General features: G+C 62.7%; 15 protein-coding genes. 13 read left to right on the top strand and 2 right to left on the bottom strand.

Features of this window, described 5'->3' with window-relative positions; translation table 11 throughout:
• Window positions 1-922: 922 nt before the first annotated feature.
• Window positions 923-1,555, bottom strand: a complete 633-nt coding sequence (locus E4Q23_RS12720) for an HAD family hydrolase (protein ID WP_169066973.1) — start codon at window positions 1,553-1,555, stop codon at window positions 923-925.
• Between the two features lie 104 nt (window positions 1,556-1,659).
• Entirely contained in the window at window positions 1,660-3,990 is a 2,331-nt protein-coding gene (locus tag E4Q23_RS12715; protein WP_169066972.1) for a Tex family protein, read from the bottom strand.
• Between the two features lie 305 nt (window positions 3,991-4,295).
• Between E4Q23_RS12715 and fliW the strand changes: the two genes are divergently transcribed.
• The 13 genes from fliW to E4Q23_RS12650 all read left to right on the top strand — a co-directional run bounded on the left by fliW (window position 4,296) and on the right by E4Q23_RS12650 (window position 19,687).
• A complete protein-coding gene (gene fliW, locus E4Q23_RS12710) occupies window positions 4,296-4,724 on the top strand; it encodes a flagellar assembly protein FliW (RefSeq protein WP_169066971.1) in 429 nt (142 codons plus the stop codon).
• A 320-nt stretch (window positions 4,725-5,044) separates the two neighbouring features.
• Complete coding sequence (locus tag E4Q23_RS12705; protein ID WP_169066970.1) at window positions 5,045-6,742, top strand: methyl-accepting chemotaxis protein; 1,698 nt, start codon at window positions 5,045-5,047, stop codon at window positions 6,740-6,742.
• Window positions 6,743-6,835: 93 nt separating this feature from the next.
• Complete coding sequence (locus E4Q23_RS12700) at window positions 6,836-7,813, top strand: chemotaxis protein (protein WP_169066969.1); 978 nt, start codon at window positions 6,836-6,838, stop codon at window positions 7,811-7,813.
• A gap of 34 nt (window positions 7,814-7,847) precedes the next feature.
• Window positions 7,848-8,786 carry a chemotaxis protein gene (locus E4Q23_RS12695; protein ID WP_169067001.1) on the top strand — a complete coding sequence of 313 codons (939 nt, stop codon included), beginning with the start codon at window positions 7,848-7,850 and terminating at the stop codon, window positions 8,784-8,786.
• A 154-nt stretch (window positions 8,787-8,940) separates the two neighbouring features.
• Complete coding sequence (cheY, locus tag E4Q23_RS12690) at window positions 8,941-9,330, top strand: chemotaxis response regulator CheY (RefSeq protein ID WP_169066968.1); 390 nt, start codon at window positions 8,941-8,943, stop codon at window positions 9,328-9,330.
• 1 nt (window position 9,331) lies between these two features.
• Window positions 9,332-10,336, top strand: a complete 1,005-nt coding sequence (gene cheZ, locus E4Q23_RS12685; protein WP_211203743.1) for a protein phosphatase CheZ — start codon at window positions 9,332-9,334, stop codon at window positions 10,334-10,336.
• A 10-nt stretch (window positions 10,337-10,346) separates the two neighbouring features.
• Window positions 10,347-12,311 carry a chemotaxis protein CheA gene (locus E4Q23_RS12680; protein ID WP_211203742.1) on the top strand — a complete coding sequence of 655 codons (1,965 nt, stop codon included), beginning with the start codon at window positions 10,347-10,349 and terminating at the stop codon, window positions 12,309-12,311.
• Between the two features lie 229 nt (window positions 12,312-12,540).
• Window positions 12,541-13,629, top strand: a complete 1,089-nt coding sequence (gene flhB, locus E4Q23_RS12675) for a flagellar biosynthesis protein FlhB (RefSeq protein WP_336511680.1) — start codon at window positions 12,541-12,543, stop codon at window positions 13,627-13,629.
• A complete protein-coding gene (flhA, locus tag E4Q23_RS12670) occupies window positions 13,622-15,709 on the top strand; it encodes a flagellar biosynthesis protein FlhA (RefSeq protein WP_169066967.1) in 2,088 nt (695 codons plus the stop codon). Before flhB ends, flhA begins: the two co-directional genes overlap by 8 nt.
• A complete protein-coding gene (flhF, locus tag E4Q23_RS12665; protein ID WP_169066966.1) occupies window positions 15,706-17,094 on the top strand; it encodes a flagellar biosynthesis protein FlhF in 1,389 nt (462 codons plus the stop codon). The genes flhA and flhF overlap by 4 nt, the downstream gene beginning before the upstream one ends.
• Complete coding sequence (locus E4Q23_RS12660; protein ID WP_169066965.1) at window positions 17,087-17,971, top strand: AAA family ATPase; 885 nt, start codon at window positions 17,087-17,089, stop codon at window positions 17,969-17,971. The genes flhF and E4Q23_RS12660 overlap by 8 nt, the downstream gene beginning before the upstream one ends.
• A gap of 236 nt (window positions 17,972-18,207) precedes the next feature.
• Window positions 18,208-18,954, top strand: coding sequence for an RNA polymerase sigma factor FliA (locus tag E4Q23_RS12655; RefSeq protein WP_169066998.1), 747 nt, complete (start codon window positions 18,208-18,210; stop codon window positions 18,952-18,954).
• A complete protein-coding gene (locus tag E4Q23_RS12650) occupies window positions 18,947-19,687 on the top strand; it encodes a flagellar motor protein (RefSeq protein WP_169066964.1) in 741 nt (246 codons plus the stop codon). The genes E4Q23_RS12655 and E4Q23_RS12650 overlap by 8 nt, the downstream gene beginning before the upstream one ends.
• The last annotated feature ends 2 nt before the right edge of the window (window positions 19,688-19,689 follow it).

The following is a 19,689-nucleotide window of genomic DNA, read 5'->3' as shown; positions in this document are numbered from 1 at the left end:
GGGGTGTCGGCGCCGAGCGGATAGATCAGGGCGAGTGCCTTGCGACGCGCTTCGCCATCGCGGACTTCGGCGACGTAGGCCAGGGCGTCGTCCTGGCAGCGCAGGTCGTGCCCCGTGTTGCGTACCTGGTCGATGAAGTCGGGGAGGTCGGCAAAGCGCTGCGGCGTCAGTTGCCAGCCGCTGCTGGTGTCGAAGAGGGTGTTTGCCTGCGCCTGCAGCTCGGCGGGGAAGTCGCTGCCGAGACGCAGGCGGACGCGTCGCTGGCCGGTGTAGTCGAGAAACAGCTCGCTGAACGATTCGCGAAAGCCTTGTTCGAGTGCGTGCTTGTCTGCTGCATTGGCGGTGAGGCGGGCAAGGGTGAATTCGATGTGCTTGCAGGTGCCGAGATCGTTGGTCGCGAAATCGGGGCAGGAGCAGCGGTTGTCGCCAGGCTGCGCGCCGCGGATGACGACCCGGTAGCGGCGCCGGCTTTCGGGGTTGAAGACGGCGAAATCGGAAAACACGGGATCGTCGCCCAGATTCTCGAAAGCGAAGGCCTGCTCGCGACCGAACTGGCGGCGCAGCCCCCTTTGCCAGGCGTCGGTCGGCAGGTCCGCCGGTTTGCGCTGGCGCGAGAGGCGCGGTTCGCTGGTGCCGCGGGAGGTCGTCTTGCGGCCTTTGGGCTTGCTCTGTCCGGAGGGTTTGGTCATGGTGTCAGCGCGCGTCGCGTGCTCCGTGGTGGGGTGGTGCCGACGATTATAGTGTCTCGCTGCAGCGTTCCGGGTGCGGGCGAAGGCGTGGATCCTCGTAGCTTCCCTTCCTCACCGTGAAAGTCGCGTGCGCGACTCACGAAGCTCCCTTCTCACCTTGCGGGAGAAGGGGTGGGGAAGGGGGAAACGGTCATGACTTTCATGATTTGGGGTGTCTTCACGAGTCATGACCGTTAGCGCAGGAAAGCGCAGAGTTCCTGCGGCGTACTGAAGTAAAGCCTGCCTGCGTTCGGGAACTCGCCGTAGCCCCAGCTCACGGCCGCAAAACGCAGGCCGTTGGCGCGGGCCGCGGCTTCGTCCTCCGGCGTGTCGCCGACATAGATGCAGTTCTGGGCGTCCAGCGCCTGCTCGGCGAGGAGGCGGGCGAGCATGGTGCTCTTGTCGGGCAGGCGCGGCGTTTCGCGATCGAGCGCGTACACCTCGGCGAAGAACGGCTCCCACTGCAGGTGCTGCAAAATCAGGCGCGTCGGTGCAAGGCGCTTGTTGGTGGCCAGGAAGCAGCGCGTGCCGCTTGCCGTCAGCGCTGTGAGCAGCTCAGGGATGTCGGCGAAGACTTCGCTGGCACGGTAGCCAGTGCTGTCGTAGTGCGCCTTGAAGTGCTCGGCGAGCGATTCGAGGAGGGCCTCGTCGTCGCTACCGCTGAGCTCGCGCAAGGTCTCGGCAAGCGGCGGGCCGATGCGTACGGCGGCGAGGGCGATCCGCGGCACGATGCCTTTTTCCGCCAGAGCCTTGCCGAAAGCGTCCAGGATGGCGGCGCGTGAGTCGATCAGCGTGCCGTCGAGGTCGAAAATGATTGCCTGGAACATGGTGTGATCCGATCGTCGAGGCCATGAAATCTCGGAGTGCGAGCCCGAGATTTCATGGTGTTCATGTTTGGCGAGAGTGGATGGCGCCGCTTGTCGTTGCGCGTTCAGCGCTTCAGTCGGGCAAACGCGCTGGCCATCGCGCCGCTTGCTTGGGGCTGGTTTTGCTGGCGTTGCCGAGCCTTCGCGGAGACTGGCGCCGGCGCCGCGGGTGAGCCTGTGCTCCCCTTCGCGGTGCTCGGCAGCTCATCGGCAAGGCGCATGCTGAGCGCGATGCGCTGGCGCGGCAGGTCGACCTCGAGCACCTTGACCTTGACCACGTCGCCGGCCTTGACGACGCTGCGCGGATCCTTGACAAACTGGTTGGCGATCGCCGAGATATGCACCAGGCCATCCTGATGGACGCCGATGTCCACGAAGGCGCCGAAGTTGGCGACGTTGGTGACCACGCCTTCGAGGATCATCCCCGGCTGCAGGTCCTTGACCGTCTCGACGCCTTCCCTGAAAGCCGCGGTCTTGAACTCCGGGCGCGGGTCGCGGCCGGGTTTTTCGAGTTCCTTGAGAATGTCGCGGACGGTCGGCAGGCCGAATTTCTCGTCGGTGTATTTCTCCGGAGCCAGCGCCTTGAGCAGGCGGCTGTCGCCGATGCACTCGCGGATTCCCTTTTTGATGTCGGCGAGCATGCGCTCGACGAGCGGATAGGCTTCCGGGTGTACCGCCGAACTGTCGAGTGGATTGTCGCTGTCGTTGATGCGCAGGAAGCCGGCGGCGAGCTCGAATGTTTTCTCGCCGAGGCGCGGCACTTCTCTGAGCGCTTGCCGGTTGGCGAAGGCGCCGTGCCGGTCGCGGTGGGCAACGATGTTCGCGGCCAGGGTCGCGCTCAGTCCGGAGACGCGCGTCAGTAGCGGTACCGAGGCGGTGTTGACGTCCACGCCGACGGCGTTGACGCAGTCTTCGACGACGGCGTTGAGCGCCTTCGCCAGGCGGGTCTGGCTGACGTCGTGCTGGTACTGGCCGACGCCTATCGACTTGGGGTCGATCTTGACCAGTTCGGCCAGCGGATCCTGCAGGCGACGGGCGATAGATACCGCGCCGCGCAGGCTGACGTCGACGTCCGGGAATTCACGCGAGGCGTATTCGGACGCCGAATAGACCGAGGCGCCGGCTTCGGAGACGACGATCTTGCGCAGGCGCAGATCGGGATGGCGGCTGATCAGCTCGCCGGCCAGGCGGTCGGTTTCGCGCGATGCCGTGCCGTTGCCGATGCTGATCAGGTCGACCTGGTGTTTGCCAGCCAGCAAGGCCAGTTGGTGCAGCGCCCCGTCCCAGTCGCGGCGCGGTTCGTGCGGGTAGATGGTGGTCGTGTCGAGGAGCTTGCCGGTGGCGTCCACGACGGCCACCTTGACGCCGGTGCGCAGACCGGGATCGAGGCCCATGGTGGCGTGCTTGCCGGCTGGCGCAGCGAGTAGCAGGTCGTGCAAATTGGCGCCAAAAACGCGGATCGCCTCGGCTTCGGCGCGCTCGCGCAGGGCGTTCATCAGTTCCAGTTCGAGGTGCAGGGAGACCTTGATCCGCCAGGTCCAGCGCACGGTGTCGGCGAGCCACTTGTCTGCCGGGCGGCCACGGTCGACGATGGCGAAGCGTCCGGCAATGCGTGCTTCGCAGGGGTTGCTGCCGCTGGCCTGGTCCTGCTCTTCGCTGTCGAGGACCAGCGCCAGTTGCAGCATTCCCTCGTTGCGGCCGCGCAACAGCGCCAGCGCGCGGTGCGAGGGGATGGCCAGGATCGCTTCCGAGTAGGCGAAATAGTCGCGGAATTTGGCGGCATCGTTCTCCTTGCCGGCGACCACGCTGGCGCGCAATACACCGTGCTCTTCAAGGTGACTGCGTAGATTGCCAAGTAGCGCGGCGTCTTCGGAGAAGCGCTCCATGAGGATCTGGCGGGCGCCGTCGAGGACGCTCCTGACGTCGGCGAAGCCGGCTTCGGCGTTGAGGTAGCGCTCGGCTTCGCTTGCGGGGGACAGCATAGGGTCGGCAAACAAGGCATCGGCGAGCGCTTCGAGGCCTGCTTCGCGGGCGATCTGCGCCTTGCTGCGCCGCTTCGGCTTGTAGGGCAGATAGAGGTCTTCGAGGCGCTGCTTGGTTTCGGCAGTCCTGATTTCCGCGCTCAATTCGGCAGTCAGCTTGCCCTGTTCGTCGATCGACGCGAGGACGGCGTTGCGTCGCTCTTCCAGCTCGCGCAAATAGATCAGGCGCTCGTCGAGCAGGCGCAACTGGATGTCGTCGAGACCTCCGGTCACTTCCTTGCGGTAGCGGGCGATGAAGGGCACGGTTGCGCCTTCGTCGAGCAGCGCGGCGGTGGCCTGGACCTGCGCTGGGCGGCAGCCGATTTCTTCGGCAATTTTTTCGGCAATACGTTGTTCGGTGGTTGTTGATGGCATCGTTGATTTGTTGGCAGCGTGGCTGACGGAAAAGACGCGCACTATGCAGAATCAAGCGCCAGAACTCAAGGAGGGCGATGCTAACGGTCATGACAAACGAGACACCCCGGATCATGAAAGTCATGACCGTTCCCCCTCTTCCCCTGACCCTTCTCCCGCAAGGAGAAGGGAGCTTCGTGAGTCGCATACGCGACTTTCACATTAAGGCGACGGCGGCTGGCGCTGAACGAATTGCCGCTGCCCGGCGAATGGGGTTAAATGCTGGCTCTTGGCTGCTCGCCGCAGCGGCCGCTCAGGGGGACCTCATGAAAATCGATCTCGAACGCTTCGGGCTGAAAGATGTGCCCGTCGACCCGGACACCGTGTTCACTTTTGCCCAGGGGCTGGCCGGTTTTCCCGACTGTCGACAGTTCAAGATTTTTCACGAAGAAGGCAAGGCGACGGTCTTCTGGCTGCAATCGCTCGACGATGCCGATTTGAGTTTCCCGATCGTGCCGCCGCAGAGCCTGGATCTTGAATACCAGATCGAGCTCTCCGACGCCGACTGCGCCTTGCTCGGTCTCGAAAACGCCGATGACGCGAGCGTGGCGCTGATTGTTTATCGTAACCAGGCGGAAGGCGGGAAGATCGCCGCCAACACGCGCTCGCCGATCATCCTCAACGCGAGCAATCGGCGCGGAATGCAGAAGCTTCTGCAGGACGTTCATCCGACGCTGCTCTACCGCGCACGCTGATCGGCGCGAGCGTGCGACATGCCGGTCAGCGCCGGCGTCGCACCTGCAGGGGCTGTCGGCCTATTCCCGGGCGGGCGTGATCATCGGTGAAGCCACACGTCAGGCGCCTGGCGACTGGCCCGGCCGTCCGCTCGGCGAGGTGTGCGTGCATGGCCGCAAGGCGCCGCTGGCTATCCACGAAGCGCTTGCCCACTGAAGGAATCCTGCTGATTGGCGATGTCTTTGGCTGTTTTTCGCGAAGGAGCCTAAAGAAGGCTTAGTTCATGCCGTAGCTGTCTCCATATAACTAGAAAATCGCCAAAAACCAGGAGGAGCAAGGAATGGCTGGAGTTGCTTGGAAGATCCGCGCCGTAATGCTGCTTCAGGTGGCTGCGGCGGCGCTGGCCGTGTGGCTGGCGAACAGCGTTCTCGGGGGCGACCTCAAGGCCTGGCTGATGGCTCTCGGCTTTCTGGCGCTGGTCGCGCTGCTGCTCGGCGTGGTCCTTGAGAAAAGCCTGGTCAGCCGTCTGAACGCCTTGAGTGCGGTGATCGCCGGCATGTACGCGGATGGCGACCTGACTCGCCGCGCCGTGGTTCAGGGGAAAGACGAAATAGCCGCCGTGGCGGACGATTTCAACCGCCTGATCGGCAGCTTTGCGACGATCGTCGGCAAGGTGTTGTTCAACTCGGTGGAAGTGGTCAGTGCGTCCAAACAACTGATGGGTGACGCCAATCGTGTCGCCTCGGGCTCCAACCAGCAGCGTGACGCGGCTCTGGCCACGGCGGGTGCGATGGGCGAACTGACCGAGAACATGAACCAGGTCAGTAAGAGCGCGAGCGAAACGGCCGACATTTCGGAAACCTCGAGCGCGCTGTCTACCGAGGGCATGAGAATCGTCCATAGCGCTTCGGCGGAAATGGAGCAGATCGCCGCGTCGGTCACCGAGTCGGCGCGGGTGGTTTGCGCTCTCGGCGAGCGCTCGAAGGCGATCAGCGGCATTGTTCAGACGATTCGCGAAATCGCCGACCAGACCAATCTGCTGGCGCTCAATGCGGCCATCGAGGCGGCTCGCGCTGGCGACCAGGGGCGCGGTTTCGCGGTCGTCGCCGACGAGGTACGCAAGCTCGCCGAACGGACCTCACAAGCCACCGGCGAAATCAGCCAGATGATTTCGGCCATACAAGGTGAAACGCAGAGCGCGATCGCCAGCATCGAAGCCGGCAGCGGGCAGGCTCGCAACGGCGCGCAACTGGCGCAGCAGGCAGCGCAATCGCTGGAGCGCATCAACAGCGGCGCGCGGGCAACGATGGAAAAAGTCGAGTCGATCGCCGCTGCCGTGGCCCGGCAGAGCCACACCGGGCAGAGCATTGCCGATCACGTACGGCGCATCCAGGACATGGCCGACACCAACAACGCGGTCGCTGCGGAGACGCTGGTGGCCGTCGGTCATGTCGAATGCCTGGCCGAGAATCTCCGCGAAATCAGCAACGTCTTCAAGCTTGGTCCGGCCGGCGAGCAGGCGCTGAGCACGCACGCCCGCATGCCGGCGCTGGTCAGGCAGGCGGCGCTGAGCATTGCGCAGCTCTTCGACAAGGCGGTCGATGCGGGCAGGATCAAGGTCGACGATCTGTTTGACGACCGCTACCAGCCGATCGCCAATACGCGGCCACAGAAGTACAAGACGCGTTTCGACGACTTTACCGATCAGAACCTGTCGCCCCTGCAGGAGAGCCTGCTCGAGCAATGCAAGGCGGCGGTGTACGCGATCAGTATTGATCGCAACGCCTATGTGCCGACGCACAACCGGAAATTCGCGCAGCCGCTGACCGGCAACGAGAAGATCGATTTCGTGAACAGCCGCAGCAAGCGCCTGTTCGATGACCCGGTGGGCAAGCGCTGCGGGGCGCACGAGCAAGCCTTCCTGCTGCAAACCTATCGTCGTGACACCGGTGAGGTGATGCATGACATCTCGGCGCCGATCTACGTCAAGGGCCGCCATTGGGGCGGTTTTCGGATTGGTTACAAGACCGAAGTTTGAGCCGGCTGGCGGCTTCTGCGGGCGGCCGCCCGCGCATGACGCTACGGCGTCAATTGATTTAAGATGCTTGTCGCCATGCGAAGGAAATGAACCATGTCGGATCTACTGAAGAACATTGATGCGCGCACCAAGCTGGCGGGCACCAACAAGCTGGAGATTCTCTTGTTCTCGCTGGGAACCGACGCGCGGACCGGGCGCCAGGAGACATTCGGCATCAATGTCTTCAAGGTTCGCGAGGTGATGCGTACGCCGCCGATCACGGCGGCACCGGAAATGCCGGCAGCGGTCGAGGGCATGGTCAGTCTGCGCGGGGCACTGGTGCCGGTGGTCGATCTGGCACGCTACGCGCGGGTGGATACGCAAGCGCCGCGCTCGATCATGATCGTTACCGAGTATGCCGGCCATACGCAGGGTTTTCTCGTCGCGGCGGTGGACACCATTCTGCGTCTTGACTGGAGTCAGATGCGGGTGCCGCCGGCGATGCTGCTGGCCGAGCTGGGCGGGCTGGTGACGGCGGTCACCGAGTTGCCGGACGGTCGCCTGGTGATGTTGATGGACGTCGAGAAAATTCTCTCGGAAACCACCCGCTACGATGACGAGATTGTCTATCGCAATATCAAGCCGCTCGACAATCCCGAGCTGACGGTTTTCTTTGCCGACGACTCGGCCGTGGCGCGCAAGCAGATCGAACGTACGCTGGAAGCGATGGGTGTCAGATACGTCGCTGCGATCAATGGTCGAGAAGCCTGGAACGAGCTGGAGAAAGCGGCCATGTCGGCGCAGACGGCTGGTCAGAAAGTGAGCGAGCTGATCAGTCTGGTATTGACCGACATCGAGATGCCGGAGATGGATGGCTACATTCTCACCAAGAAGATCAAGTCGGACCCGCGCTTCGTGGGCGTGCCGGTGATCATGCATTCGTCGCTCTCCGGGATGTCGAACCAGCAACTCGGGAAGTCGGTTGGCGTCGACGAGTACGTGCCCAAATTCGAACCGCAGCGCTTGTCGGAGACGCTGACGCGCAGGCTGTTGGGTGATCTTCCGGCGGCGCAGTTGAGCGCGTCGTTGTGAGCCCATCCCGCGACCTCTGGAGCGATCATCAATGATGGATTTGGCAGAACGAAAAGGCCTGCTCGAGGGCATAGACGCGCGGACGAGCGTGGCGGGCTCCAACAAGATGGAGATTCTCCTGTTCTCCCTGGGAACGCGCGAGACGTTCGGGATCAATGTCTTCAAAGTGCGCGAAGTCGGGCGAACGCCGCACATTACCAAGACTCCGAACATGCCGCGCGGCGTCGAAGGCCTGATTTCGCTGCGCGGCAACGTCATTCCGGTGTTGTCTCTGATTTCCTTTCTCGAACACAAGGAACAACCGCGGGAGCACGGCAAGACGATGATGGTCGCCGAGTATTCGAAGCGGACCCTGGGCTTCCTGGTGCACGAAGTCGACCGCATCATCCGTGTCGACTGGGAAAGAGTGAAGGCGCCAGAAAGCGTCTTGTCGAGCAATCAGGGCTTGATCACGGCGATCACCGAACTCGACGATGGTAAGTTGGTGTCTATTCTCGACGTCGAGCAGATCCTGGCCAATGCCTTTGGCGAGGCGCTGATCGTCGATATCCAGCGCGCCAACGTTGCCGATGATGTGGGGATGTTCTTCGCCGACGATTCGATCGTCGCCCGGCGCAAGATTGTCGAGGTGCTCGACAGGCTGGGCGTCAAGCACAAACACGCCACCAACGGTGCGGAAGCGTGGGGCCGTTTGCAGGCCATCGCCGCGCAGGCCAGCCAGAGCGGGGCCAGCGTGCGCGACGAAATACGCCTGATCCTGGTTGATGCCGAAATGCCGGAGATGGACGGTTATGTCCTCACCAAGAACATCAAGGGTGATGCACGCTTTGCAGGTATTCCGGTGGTGATGCACTCGTCGCTGTCGTCCGAGGCCAATCACGCGATGGGCAAGGCGGTGGGCGTCGACGCCTACGTTGCCAAGTTCGACGCGGAGGTTCTTGCCGACACCTTGCGCCCCTTGCTCGAACGTTAAGATGGAAGTCGCGCAAGCGGCTCGCGAATCTCCTTTCTCCCCTCGCGGGAGAAGGGCCGGGAAAGAGGGAAACGGTCATGACTTTCATGATCTGCGGCGCCTCGACAGGTCATGACCTTTGAAAGAAGAATCAGGAAAGAACCAGGAGTAGAGAATGGCCGATCCAAAAATGAGAATTCTGGTGGTGGACGATTTCTCGACGATGCGCCGCATCGTCAGAAATCTTCTCAAGGAGCTGGGCTTCTCCAACGTCGACGAGGCCGAGGATGGCGCCATCGCACTGCAGAAGCTGCATGCCGGCGGTGTCGAATTCGTCGTCACCGACTGGAACATGCCGAACATGGACGGCCTGCAACTCCTCAAGGCGATTCGCGGCGCGCCGACGCTCAAACATCTGCCGGTGATGATGATCACCGCTGAAGCCAAGAAGGAGAACATTATCGCCGCGGCGCAGGCGGGGGCCAATGGCTACATCGTCAAGCCTTTCACCGCCGCAACCCTCGCCGAGAAGCTGCAGAAAATTTTTGACAAGATGGGTGGCTGAGATGACCGACTTCGATAGCGCGGGTGATTCGACAGAGCTCGAAGCCCTGTTTGACAGCATTGCCGCAGCCGTCACCGCGACCGGCACCGCCGCCGCGCCGGCCGCAGCAGCCACACCGTCGCTACAGCAGCAATTGCGCGAAGTCGAAGCCGAGGAAGCCGAGGAGGACGATAGCGACGATTTGCAGGCCTTGTTCGATGCCGTGCTCGCTGCGCAAGCGCCGGCCGTTGCGAGCTCGGCTAACGATCATGTCAGTCGAGATACCCCGGATGATGAAAGTCATGACCGTCCCTCCTCTTCCCCCGGCCCTTCTCCCGCAGGCGGAGAAGGGAGGTTCGTGAGTCGCATTCGCGACTTTCACATTAAGGAGAGCGGCGAAGGTGGCGAACAGGAAAGTGGCAACGAGAAAGTGTTTCAACGCGTGGGTCAAATGGCCCGGCAGTTGCACGACACACTCGGCGAACTCGGCTATCACGAGCTTCTCGGCACGGCCGCTGCCGCCATTCCCGATACCCGGGACCGCCTCAACTATGTCGCCAGCTTGACCGAGAAGGCCGCCTGCCGGGTTTTGAACGCCACCGACATCGCCAATCCGCTGCAGGACCAGCTCGAAGCGAGTTCCGCAGCCCTGGCCGCGAAATGGGATGCGCTGTATGCCAACCAGATGGGGGTCGAAGAGTTCAAGAAACTGGCCGACGACACGCGTGCCTTCCTGAAGCAGGGTTTGCCGCAGCACACCGGCGCGACCAAGGCACAATTGCTCGAGATCATGATGGCGCAGGATTTTCAGGACCTGACCGGGCAGGTGATCAAGAAGACCATTGCCGTGGCGCAGGAACTGGAGGCGCAACTGATGGGCGTGCTGATCGAGACCATGCCTGGCGAGCGGCGCACCGAATCGGTGATGAGTCTGCTCAACGGGCCGGTGATCAACGCCGAAGGGCGCAGTGATGTCGTCGCCACGCAGCAGCAAGTCGACGACCTGCTCGGCAGCCTGGGCTTCTAGGAGATGCAAAATGAGTGATTTTGCCGGGATGGAAGACCTGCTGCAGGATTTCCTGCAGGAAGCCGGTGACCTGCTGTCGGATGTGGACAACAAGCTCGTCGATCTCGAGAGACGTCCTGACGACAGTCGTTTGCTCAACGACATCTTTCGTGGCTTTCACACCATCAAGGGTGGCGCCGGCTTTCTCAACGCCGGCGAACTGGTGAAGCTTTGCCACTTGACCGAAAACCTTTTCGACAAACTCAGAAATGGCGAGGAGACGCTGACGCCCGAGTTGATGGACACCATCATGGCGGCGACGCAGGGGGTTCGCAACATGTTTGGCGAGATCGCGCAGGGGACGCAACCTGACCCGGCGCCCGCCGCAGTAAGCGCTCACTTGCGCGCCGCACTGGCAGGGCCGGTCGCCGCGCCGGTCGACACCCCCGTGCCTGCGCTCATGGCCGGCAAGGCGCCGACGGCGCCAACTCCGGCCGAGGGTGCTGCCGCCGGCCCCGACTGGCAGCTACTGCACCAGGCTCTGGTCGGCCGGCAGGCGATGGCGTCGGCCGCGACGCCACGGTCGGCCGCTGTTTCGCCGTCGCCTGCCGCGGCGGCCATCAGCGCGCCGCGACCGCGGACCAGGACGGCAGTGGACGCAGCCCGGATGCAGCCACATTTCCCGCCGGAAGGCCGGCGCAGCACCGATAAGCCTGGCGCCGTCGCCAGTGCGGCGCCTGCCGGCCGGCGTGGCGAAGAAAAGGCGGCCGTTCGCGAAACCACCATTCGTGTCGATACGGCACGCCTCGACCAGGTGCTCAACCTGTCGGGAGAGATCGGCCTCACCAAGAACCGGCTGACCAGCCTGCGTGCCGACATTCTCGCCGGTAGAACCGATTCCGAAACGCTGCAGGCCCTCGATCAGGCGGTCAGCCAGCTCGACCTGCTGGTCTCCGACCTGCAAAACTCGGTGATGAAGACGCGCATGCAGCCGATTGGCCGCCTGTTCCAGAAATACCCACGCATTGCCCGCGATCTGGCGCGGCAGTTGGGCAAGGACATCGAGCTGGAACTGCTGGGAGAAGAGACCGAAGTCGACAAGACGATGATCGAGGATCTGGCCGATCCTTTGGTCCACCTGATTCGTAACGCCGTCGATCACGGCGTCGAGACGGCCGCGCAGCGGCAGGCGGCCGGCAAGCCGGTGAAGAGCGTCGTTCGCCTCGAAGCTCGTCAGGAGGGGGATCACATCGTGCTGATCATTGCCGACGACGGACGTGGCATGAGCCCGGAGAAAATTCGCGCCAAGGCGATTGAAAAACACATCATCAGTGAAGAAGAAGCCAATACGCTCGATGATCGGCAGAGCCTGAACCTGATCTTCCTGCCCGGTTTTTCGACCATGGCGCAGGCCTCGGCGGTATCGGGCCGCGGCGTCGGAATGGATGTGGTCAAGACCAATATCCAGAAGCTCAACGGCTCGATCGAGATTCGCTCCGAGCCTGGCAAGGGATCGGTGTTCAGTATTTCGCTGCCCTTGACGCTGGCCATCCTGCCGGTGCTCCTGGTGCTTCTGGGTGAGCAGCCCTTCGCCCTGCCGCTGTCCATGGTCCGGGAGATTCTGCCGATCGACCACGAGCGAATGCAGGAAGTGGGTGGCAAGGAGACGGTCGTCGTGCGCGGTGAGATCCTGCCGGTGATCGCGCTATCGCGCCTGCTCGGCTGGCCGCAGCTGCAGCGCCCCGAGTATGGCGTCCTGATGCAGACCGCCGAGCGCAGCTTCATTCTCGCGGTCGACAATTTTGCCGGTCGTGACGATGCGGTGATAAAGGCACTTGACGACTTTCGTCCGCGCGGGGTGGCGGGCGTGACGACGCTGTCGAATGGGCAGATCGTGCTGATCCTCGAGATGAAGGAATTACTCAGCGATTTGTCGGCCAACAACGACCGCGAGGCGCGCAGCGCACCGACCAGAGCGCTCGAATTCTTCGCGTAAACATGTGCATCAGCAGGTGTTTTCTTTTTGGGGGCTACGGCCCCCATTTTTTTTGTGCGTCAGCAACAAGTGTTGCTGACGCGCCACTATTCGAGAATTGGCCTAAATAAAGCCTCTTACATCCATATTTAATATAGTTTTTTCCTATAATAGCCTCGAGACCACTGGGAGCTCGAAATGGCTGAGGAAAGCGACCTCGAAAAAAACCGAAGCAGCATCGTCAAGGCGCTTGGAGCAGGCGCGCGAGGAGGGGCAGGTTCCGCGCTCGCGGGAGATTGGCACCTTCCTCGTTCTGATGGTTGGCGCGGCGGCGTTCTGGCTGATGGGGCCGTGGATGGTTCAGCGGGTGTCCGGGTTTTTTCGCCGCGGTCTGGTGCTCGATCACGACCTGGCCACTGAGCCGACACTGATGCTGGTTCGCCTGGCAGATATTTCGCTCGACGCCTTGCTTTCTTTCGCACCGCTGTTCGCGGCGCTGATCGTTGCCGCGCTACTGTCGCCGTTTTTCCTGGGTAGCTGGAACTTTTCGCCGAAAGCACTGCAGCCTGACTTGAGCCGTCTCAATCTGCTCAAGGGTCTGGGGCGCGTGATCTCGTGGAACGGCCTGGTGGAACTGGTCAAGGCCGTGGTCAAGTCGTCGCTGGTTGGGGGTGTCGCCGTTCTGGTGCTGTGGAACGAGAGTGGCGATCTGCTGGCGATGTTTGCGCAATCGATCGAGCTTGCTCTGGCCAGCGCGGGCCATTTGCTCAGCTTCAATTTTCTGGTCATCGTTTCGGCCATGCTCTTGATCGTTGCCGTCGACGTGCCGTTTCAGATCTGGCAATACCACGACAAACTCAAGATGACGCGTGCGGAAGTCAAGAAGGAAGGCAAGGAGCTGGAAGGCAATCCCGAAGTCAAGAGCCGCATTCGTCAGCTGCAGCGCGAGGCTGCCCGCAAGCGCATGATGTCGGCGGTGCCGGCGGCCGATGTGATCGTCACCAACCCCAGTCATTACGCGGTGGCGCTGGCTTACAAGACCGGCATGGGAGCGCCGAAACTGCTGGCCAAGGGGATGGGTGAGGTGGCGCTCAAGATTCGCCAGATCGGCGCGGAGAATGCTGTTCCGACTGTCGAGGCTGCGCCCCTGGCGCGCGCGCTTTATCGCCACGGCGAACTCGACCAGGAGATACCTGCCGCCCTTTACGCGGCGGTCGCCGAGGTGCTGGCCTATGTCTACCAGCTGAGCAGCTGGCGCGCGGTGGGCGGCATCTATCCGCTGCCGCCGCGAGAAATCGCTGTTCCGGCCGAACTCGTCCCGGAGGCCGCGCATGGCTAACGCCGGCGCCATCGTGCTGCAGGATCTCTTCGCTCGTTTCGGGCAGCGGCAGCTCGCCGGTCCGCTGCTGATCCTGGCGATCCTGGCGATGATGGTATTGCCTCTGCCACCGTTTGTGCTGGATCTCTTTTTTACTTTCAATATTGCCATTTCGGTGATCGTCATGCTGGTTGCGATGAGCGTGATGAAGCCGCTGGATTTCTCCGTCTTCCCGACCGTGCTGCTGGTTACCACCCTCCTGCGCCTGTCACTAAACGTTGCCTCGACGCGCATCGTGCTGCTTGAAGGGCACACCGGGCCGGGCGCCGCGGGGCAGGTCATCGAAGCCTTCGGGCATTTCCTGGTTGGTGGCAACTATGCTGTCGGCTTGGTGGTGTTTACGATTCTGGTGATCATCAACTTCGTGGTCATCACCAAGGGTGCCGGTCGGGTCGCGGAAGTGGCGGCGCGCTTCACTCTGGATGCCATGCCCGGCAAGCAGATGGCCATCGACGCCGATCTCAATGCCGGCCTGATCGGTGAGGACGAGGCGCGCAAGCGCCGCGCAACGATTGCTGAAGAAGCGGATTTCTTCGGTTCCATGGACGGGGCCTCGAAGTTCGTCCGTGGCGATGCGGTCGCCGGCATTCTGATCATGTTGATCAACGTCGTCGGCGGGCTCTTCGTCGGCGTCCTGCAGCACGACATGGACATCGCGGCGGCGGCCAAGACCTACACCTTGTTGACCATTGGCGATGGCCTGGTGGCGCAGATCCCGGCGTTGATCATATCGATCGCCGCCGGCATGGTGGTGACCCGCGTCGGCGACGACCAGGACGTCTCGCAGCAGTTCATCGCGCAGCTTTTCAAGAATCCCCGGCTGATCTTTCTGAGCGCCGGGATCATTGGTCTGCTGGGCCTGATTCCGGGCATGCCGAACTTCGTTTTTCTGCTCCTGGCCGGTGTTTTGGGGGCCATCGCCTGGCGGATCGAGAAAGGCGAGCGGGTCGCCGCACCGCTACCGGTTGCCGCCGCACCAGTTGCTGCCCGGGAAACTCAGGAGGCGAGTTGGGCCGACGTCACGGCGCTCGACATCCTCGGGCTGGAGGTCGGCTACCGCCTGATTCCGCTGGTCGACAAGGCGCAGGACGGTGAGTTGCTGCGCCGCATCCGCGGTATTCGCAAGAAATTTGCCCAGGAAGTGGGCTTCCTGGTTTCCCCGGTGCACATTCGCGACAACCTGGAACTGAAACCGAATGCCTACAAGATCTTGCTCAAGGGCGTCGAAATCGGCGACGGCGAAGCTTTCCCCGGGAATTTGCTGGCCATCAACCCCGGTCGCGTCGCCGGCGAGGTACCGGGAACGGTGACCAAGGATCCTGCCTACGGCCTGCCGGCGGTGTGGATCGAGATGGCTTTGCGGGAGCAGGCGCAGGCCTATGGATACACCGTCGTCGATGCCAGCACGGTGACTGCGACGCACCTCAATCAGCTGATTCTGTCGCACGCCGCCGAGCTTCTCGGGCGCCAGGAGACGCAGGCTCTGCTCGATCACCTGGCCAAGGAGATGCCCAAGCTGGTCGAGGACGTGGTGCCCAAGCTGCTGACCCTTGGCGTTTTCCAGAAAGTCTTGCGCAACCTCCTCGAAGAGGGGGTGTCGTTGCGCGACATGCGCACGATCATCGAAACCCTGGCCGAAGCGGCGCCGCGCTCGCAGGACGCGGAGGTGCTGACCGCACACCTGCGCATTGCCCTGGGTCGTTCGATTGCTCAGGAGCTGTTCCCGGGAGGGGCTGAAATGCAGGTGATGTCGCTGGATCCGCAGCTTGAGCGGATTCTTCTCCAGGCGCTTGGCGGTGGCGGCGATGGTGCCAGTATCGAACCAGGTCTGGCTGATACCCTGCTACGTGAGGCGGTCGCGGCGGCGCAGCGGCAGGAAGAGGTCGGCTTGCCGACCGTGCTGCTGGTTCCCGGAAATCTCCGCACGCTGCTGTCCCGCTTTCTGCGTCGGAGCATCCCGCATTTGAAAGTGCTGGCGCACGGCGAAGTGCCTGAAAACAGAACCATCAAAGTTACCTCGATTATTGGAGGCAAGGTATGAACGTCAGGAAATTCATCGCCGCGACCGCGCGTGACGCATTGCGCAAGGTCAAGGAGACGCTGGGGCCCGACGCGATCATTCTCTCCAATCGTGGGATTCCCGGAGGTGTCGAGATCATGGCGGTTGCCGCCCGCGACATGGAGATGATCGTTCCGACCGCCGAGCGCGAGCCGGGGCCACGTCGCAAGGAGCTTGCCCCAGGTCCTTCGCTCGAGCCGCTCGGCGAGCGCCCCGCGGCCTCGCGACAGGCGCCGGCGTCGGCCGCGTCAGCTACCAGTGCCCCGCAGCGGGCACGCCTTGGACAGCAGCCGCCGCGGCCGTCGCCGCCGTTGTCGGTGCGCGCCAGGCCGCAGGTCGATCTGCCACGAGCAGCGCCGCCGAATGCCCTGCCGGTGAAAGCAGAAGTCGTTCCGGCGGCCGTGATCGACGAGATTCGCTCCTTGCGAAAAATTGTCGAGCAGCACCTGGCCGGTTTTGCCTGGGGCGAATCGGCGCGCGCCGAGCCGGTGAAGACCGAGATTCTTCGCCAGTTGCTCGACGCCGGCTTTTCGCCACAGTTCGCCCGCGACTTGCTTGCCGATCTGCCGCGCGATCTCGATGCCGCACAGTCGCTGGCCTGGGTCAAGGGAGGGGCCGATCGAGGCCTGCTGACCACCGACAGCGAGAGCGATATCGTCGACCGTGGTGGGGTCTACGCACTGGTCGGGCCGACCGGTGTCGGCAAGACCACCACCACCGCCAAACTCGCCGCCCGCTGCGTGCTGCGGCACGGCGCCAGGAAGCTGGCGCTGGTAACTACCGACGGTTATCGGATCGGCGCGCACGAACAGCTGCGCATTTATGGGCGGATTCTCGGCGTTTCGGTTCATCTGGCCAGGGACACCGCCGACCTGCGTGCGACGCTGCAGGATCTGCAGCACACGCATATGGTGCTGATCGACACCATGGGCATGAGTCAGCGCGATCGGCTGGTCAGTGAGCAGGTGGCGATGTTCGCTGATAACGACGTCAAGTCGCTGCTGCTGTTGTCGGCGACCAGTCGTGGCGATACGCTCGACGACGTGATCAAGGCGTATAACGGACTGCAGAACCTCGCCGGTTGCATTCTGACCAAGGTCGACGAAGCCGCGAGTCTGGCGTCGTCGCTCGATGTCATCATCCGTCATCGCCTGCGCCTGTACTACGTCTCGAACGGGCAGCGCGTGCCGGAAGACCTGCACCTGCCCAATCGCCCTTATCTGGTGCACCGTGCTTTCAAGGATTTGCCGGACAGCTCGCCGCATCGTCTTGCTGGCCTCGAGCCAGGCCTGATGATGGCCAGCGCCGCAGCCAACGCGGCCCACACGACCAAGGTCGTTTCTGCCGGAGGAGGTCAGCGTGCTTAATCTGCGCGGCGATCAGGCGGCTGGGCTGAGGCGTCTCTTCGGCCGCCCGCGGCTGCGTATCGTCAGTTTCGCCGCCGGCAGCGTCGGTGTTGGCAAGAGCGTTTCGGTGGCCAACCTGGCGGCTTGCCTGGCCCGTCAGGGCAAGGAAGTGCTGGTCGTCGACGAGAACAGCGACGACAGTGTTGCCGCCTACTACGGCGTCCTCGTGCGCCACGATCTGCAGCAGGTGGTGCGTTGCGAGAAGCCATTGTCCGAGGTGATTCTTTCGGTGGCGCCAGGGGTCCGCGTTCTGCCGGCGGCGAAGGTGGTCCAACGGCTCGCGACTCTGAGTGCTGCCGAGCAGCGCATCCTGCTCGATAGTTTTGGTCAGATTGACCGACCGGCCGACATCGTTCTCGTCGATACCTCGCTTGATCATCCGCTCGGCTTTTCGCCACTCGGCCTGGCGGCGCACGATACGGTCATTGTCGTCTCGCCGAACGGGGCGTCGATTACCGACGCCTACGCGCTGATCAAGAAAGTCAGCCTGGGCTATGCGCGCAAGCACTTTCGCATTCTGGTGAACAAGGCGCGCAACGCGAGCGATGCGCAGGCGGTCCATGACAACATTGCCGCGGTGGCGCACAGTCGCCAGCTCGCCCGTCTTGATTATGCCGGTTACGTACCGCTCGACGAGTCCCTGCGGCAGGCGTCCCGGCTCTGCCAACCGGTCGCCGCGCTGTTTCCGGAGGCGCCGTCAGCAATGGCCTATCAAAATGTGGCCAGCGAACTGCTCAACTGGCCCGGCGGTGACGCCGATGCCCGCGGCCTGGAACATTTCGTGCAACAACTGCTACACTTGAGCCAACGTATCGACCCCACAGCTATCTACGCCTGATCGCTCTCTGCCAAACGGTCATGCCTTGTAGCTCCCCTTGATGATGAATGTCATGACCACTTCCCTCACTTGCAGTGTGCACTCCGGCTTGCCCGCCGGAATCGCCCGACGGGCAGGAAACCTGTTCCTCGAATTCCTCATCTCACTCATCTCACTCATCTCACGCTCCGCTCCTTTTCGCGCACGACGGAGAACGGCGATTCGTGAGTCGCGGACGCGACTTTCACGGTAGCTGCATGTATAACGCCGTTGGTCAGATCAACAGGGAGCAGCTGGTCGAGCGCTTCGCGCCAATGGTCAAGCGCATCGCTTGCCATCTGATGGCGCGTCTGCCGGCCAGCGTTCTGCTCGACGACCTGGTGCAGAACGGGATGCTCGGCCTGCTCGACGCGATTGGCCGTTTCGAGGTCGGTGTGGGAGCACAGTTCGAAGCCTACGCGGTGCAGCGGGTTCGTGGCGCGATGCTCGACAGCCTGCGCGAGAACGATTGGTTGCCACGCAGTTTGCGACGCAGCTGTCGCCTCATCGAGGCGACCATCACGCAGCTGCAACAGCAAACGGGGCGCGCGCCGACCGAAAAAGAGCTCGCCGACGCTCTCGACATGACGCTGGCCGACTATCAGAAGATGCTGCAGAGCGCTCGCGGGCACCAGTTGGTTTATCTCGAAGACCTGATCAGCGAAGAGGGTGAGGATTTTCTGGAGCGTCATCAGGTTGAGGAGAATAGCGATCCGGCGCAGCTCTTCGAGGACGAGAGTACCCGTCAGGCGCTGGTCAAGGCGATTGCCGATCTGCCCGAGCGGGAAAAGCTGATGATGGCGCTCTACTATGAGCAGGATCTCAATCTGCGTGAAATCGGGGAAGTGATGGGCGTCAGCGAATCACGCGTTTGTCAGCTGCACAGTCAGGCCGTGATGCGATTGCGTACGCGCCTGGCTGGCGCCGTGGACAAGAAGCGAAAGAAAATCGACAAGAATGGATAGGACCAGTGTTCTCGGCCTGCTGATCGGCGTGCTGGCGATCGTCGGCGGGCAAATCCTCGAAGGTGGCCACGTTGGCTCCTTGTCGCAGCCGACAGCGCTGCTGATCGTCGTTGGCGGCACCCTGGGGGCGGTCATGTTGCAGAGTCCGTATGCGACCTTCGTGCGCGGCATCCGCATGGCGAAGTGGGTTTTTCGCCCGCCAGTTTCGGATCCGCAGCAACTTATCCAGCAAATTGCCAACTGGAGCCAGGTGTCGCGGCGTGAGGGCTTGCTGGCACTCGATGCGCTGGTCAATGAGCTGTCGGACGAGTTCACCCGCAAGGGATTGCAGCTGCTTGTCGACGGCGCCGAACCGGAGCGCCTGCGTGAGGTTCTGGAGGTCGAAATAAACACCTTCGACCAGGAAATGAAACTCTCGGCCAGAATCTGGGAGGCGGCTGGCGGTTACTCGCCGACGATCGGCATCCTCGGCGCGGTGATGGGTCTGATTCACGTGATGGAGAACCTGTCCGATCCGTCCAAGCTTGGCGCCGGCATCGCCGTGGCTTTCGTGGCCACGATCTACGGCGTCGGCCTGGCCAACCTGGTCTATCTACCGATGGCCGGCAAGTTGAAGGCGCACATCAATCGCATGATCACACAGCGCGAAATGATCGTCGACGGACTGGTCGGTATCGCCAATGGTGATAATCCACGCATCATTGAAAGCCGCCTGCGCGGCTATATCTTCTAGAC

Origin of the sequence: Candidatus Accumulibacter phosphatis, from assembly GCF_012939955.1 — a bacterium.
Taxonomy (GTDB): domain Bacteria; phylum Pseudomonadota; class Gammaproteobacteria; order Burkholderiales; family Rhodocyclaceae; genus Accumulibacter; species Accumulibacter delftensis.
This window is presented reverse-complemented; position numbering and strand designations above follow the sequence as displayed.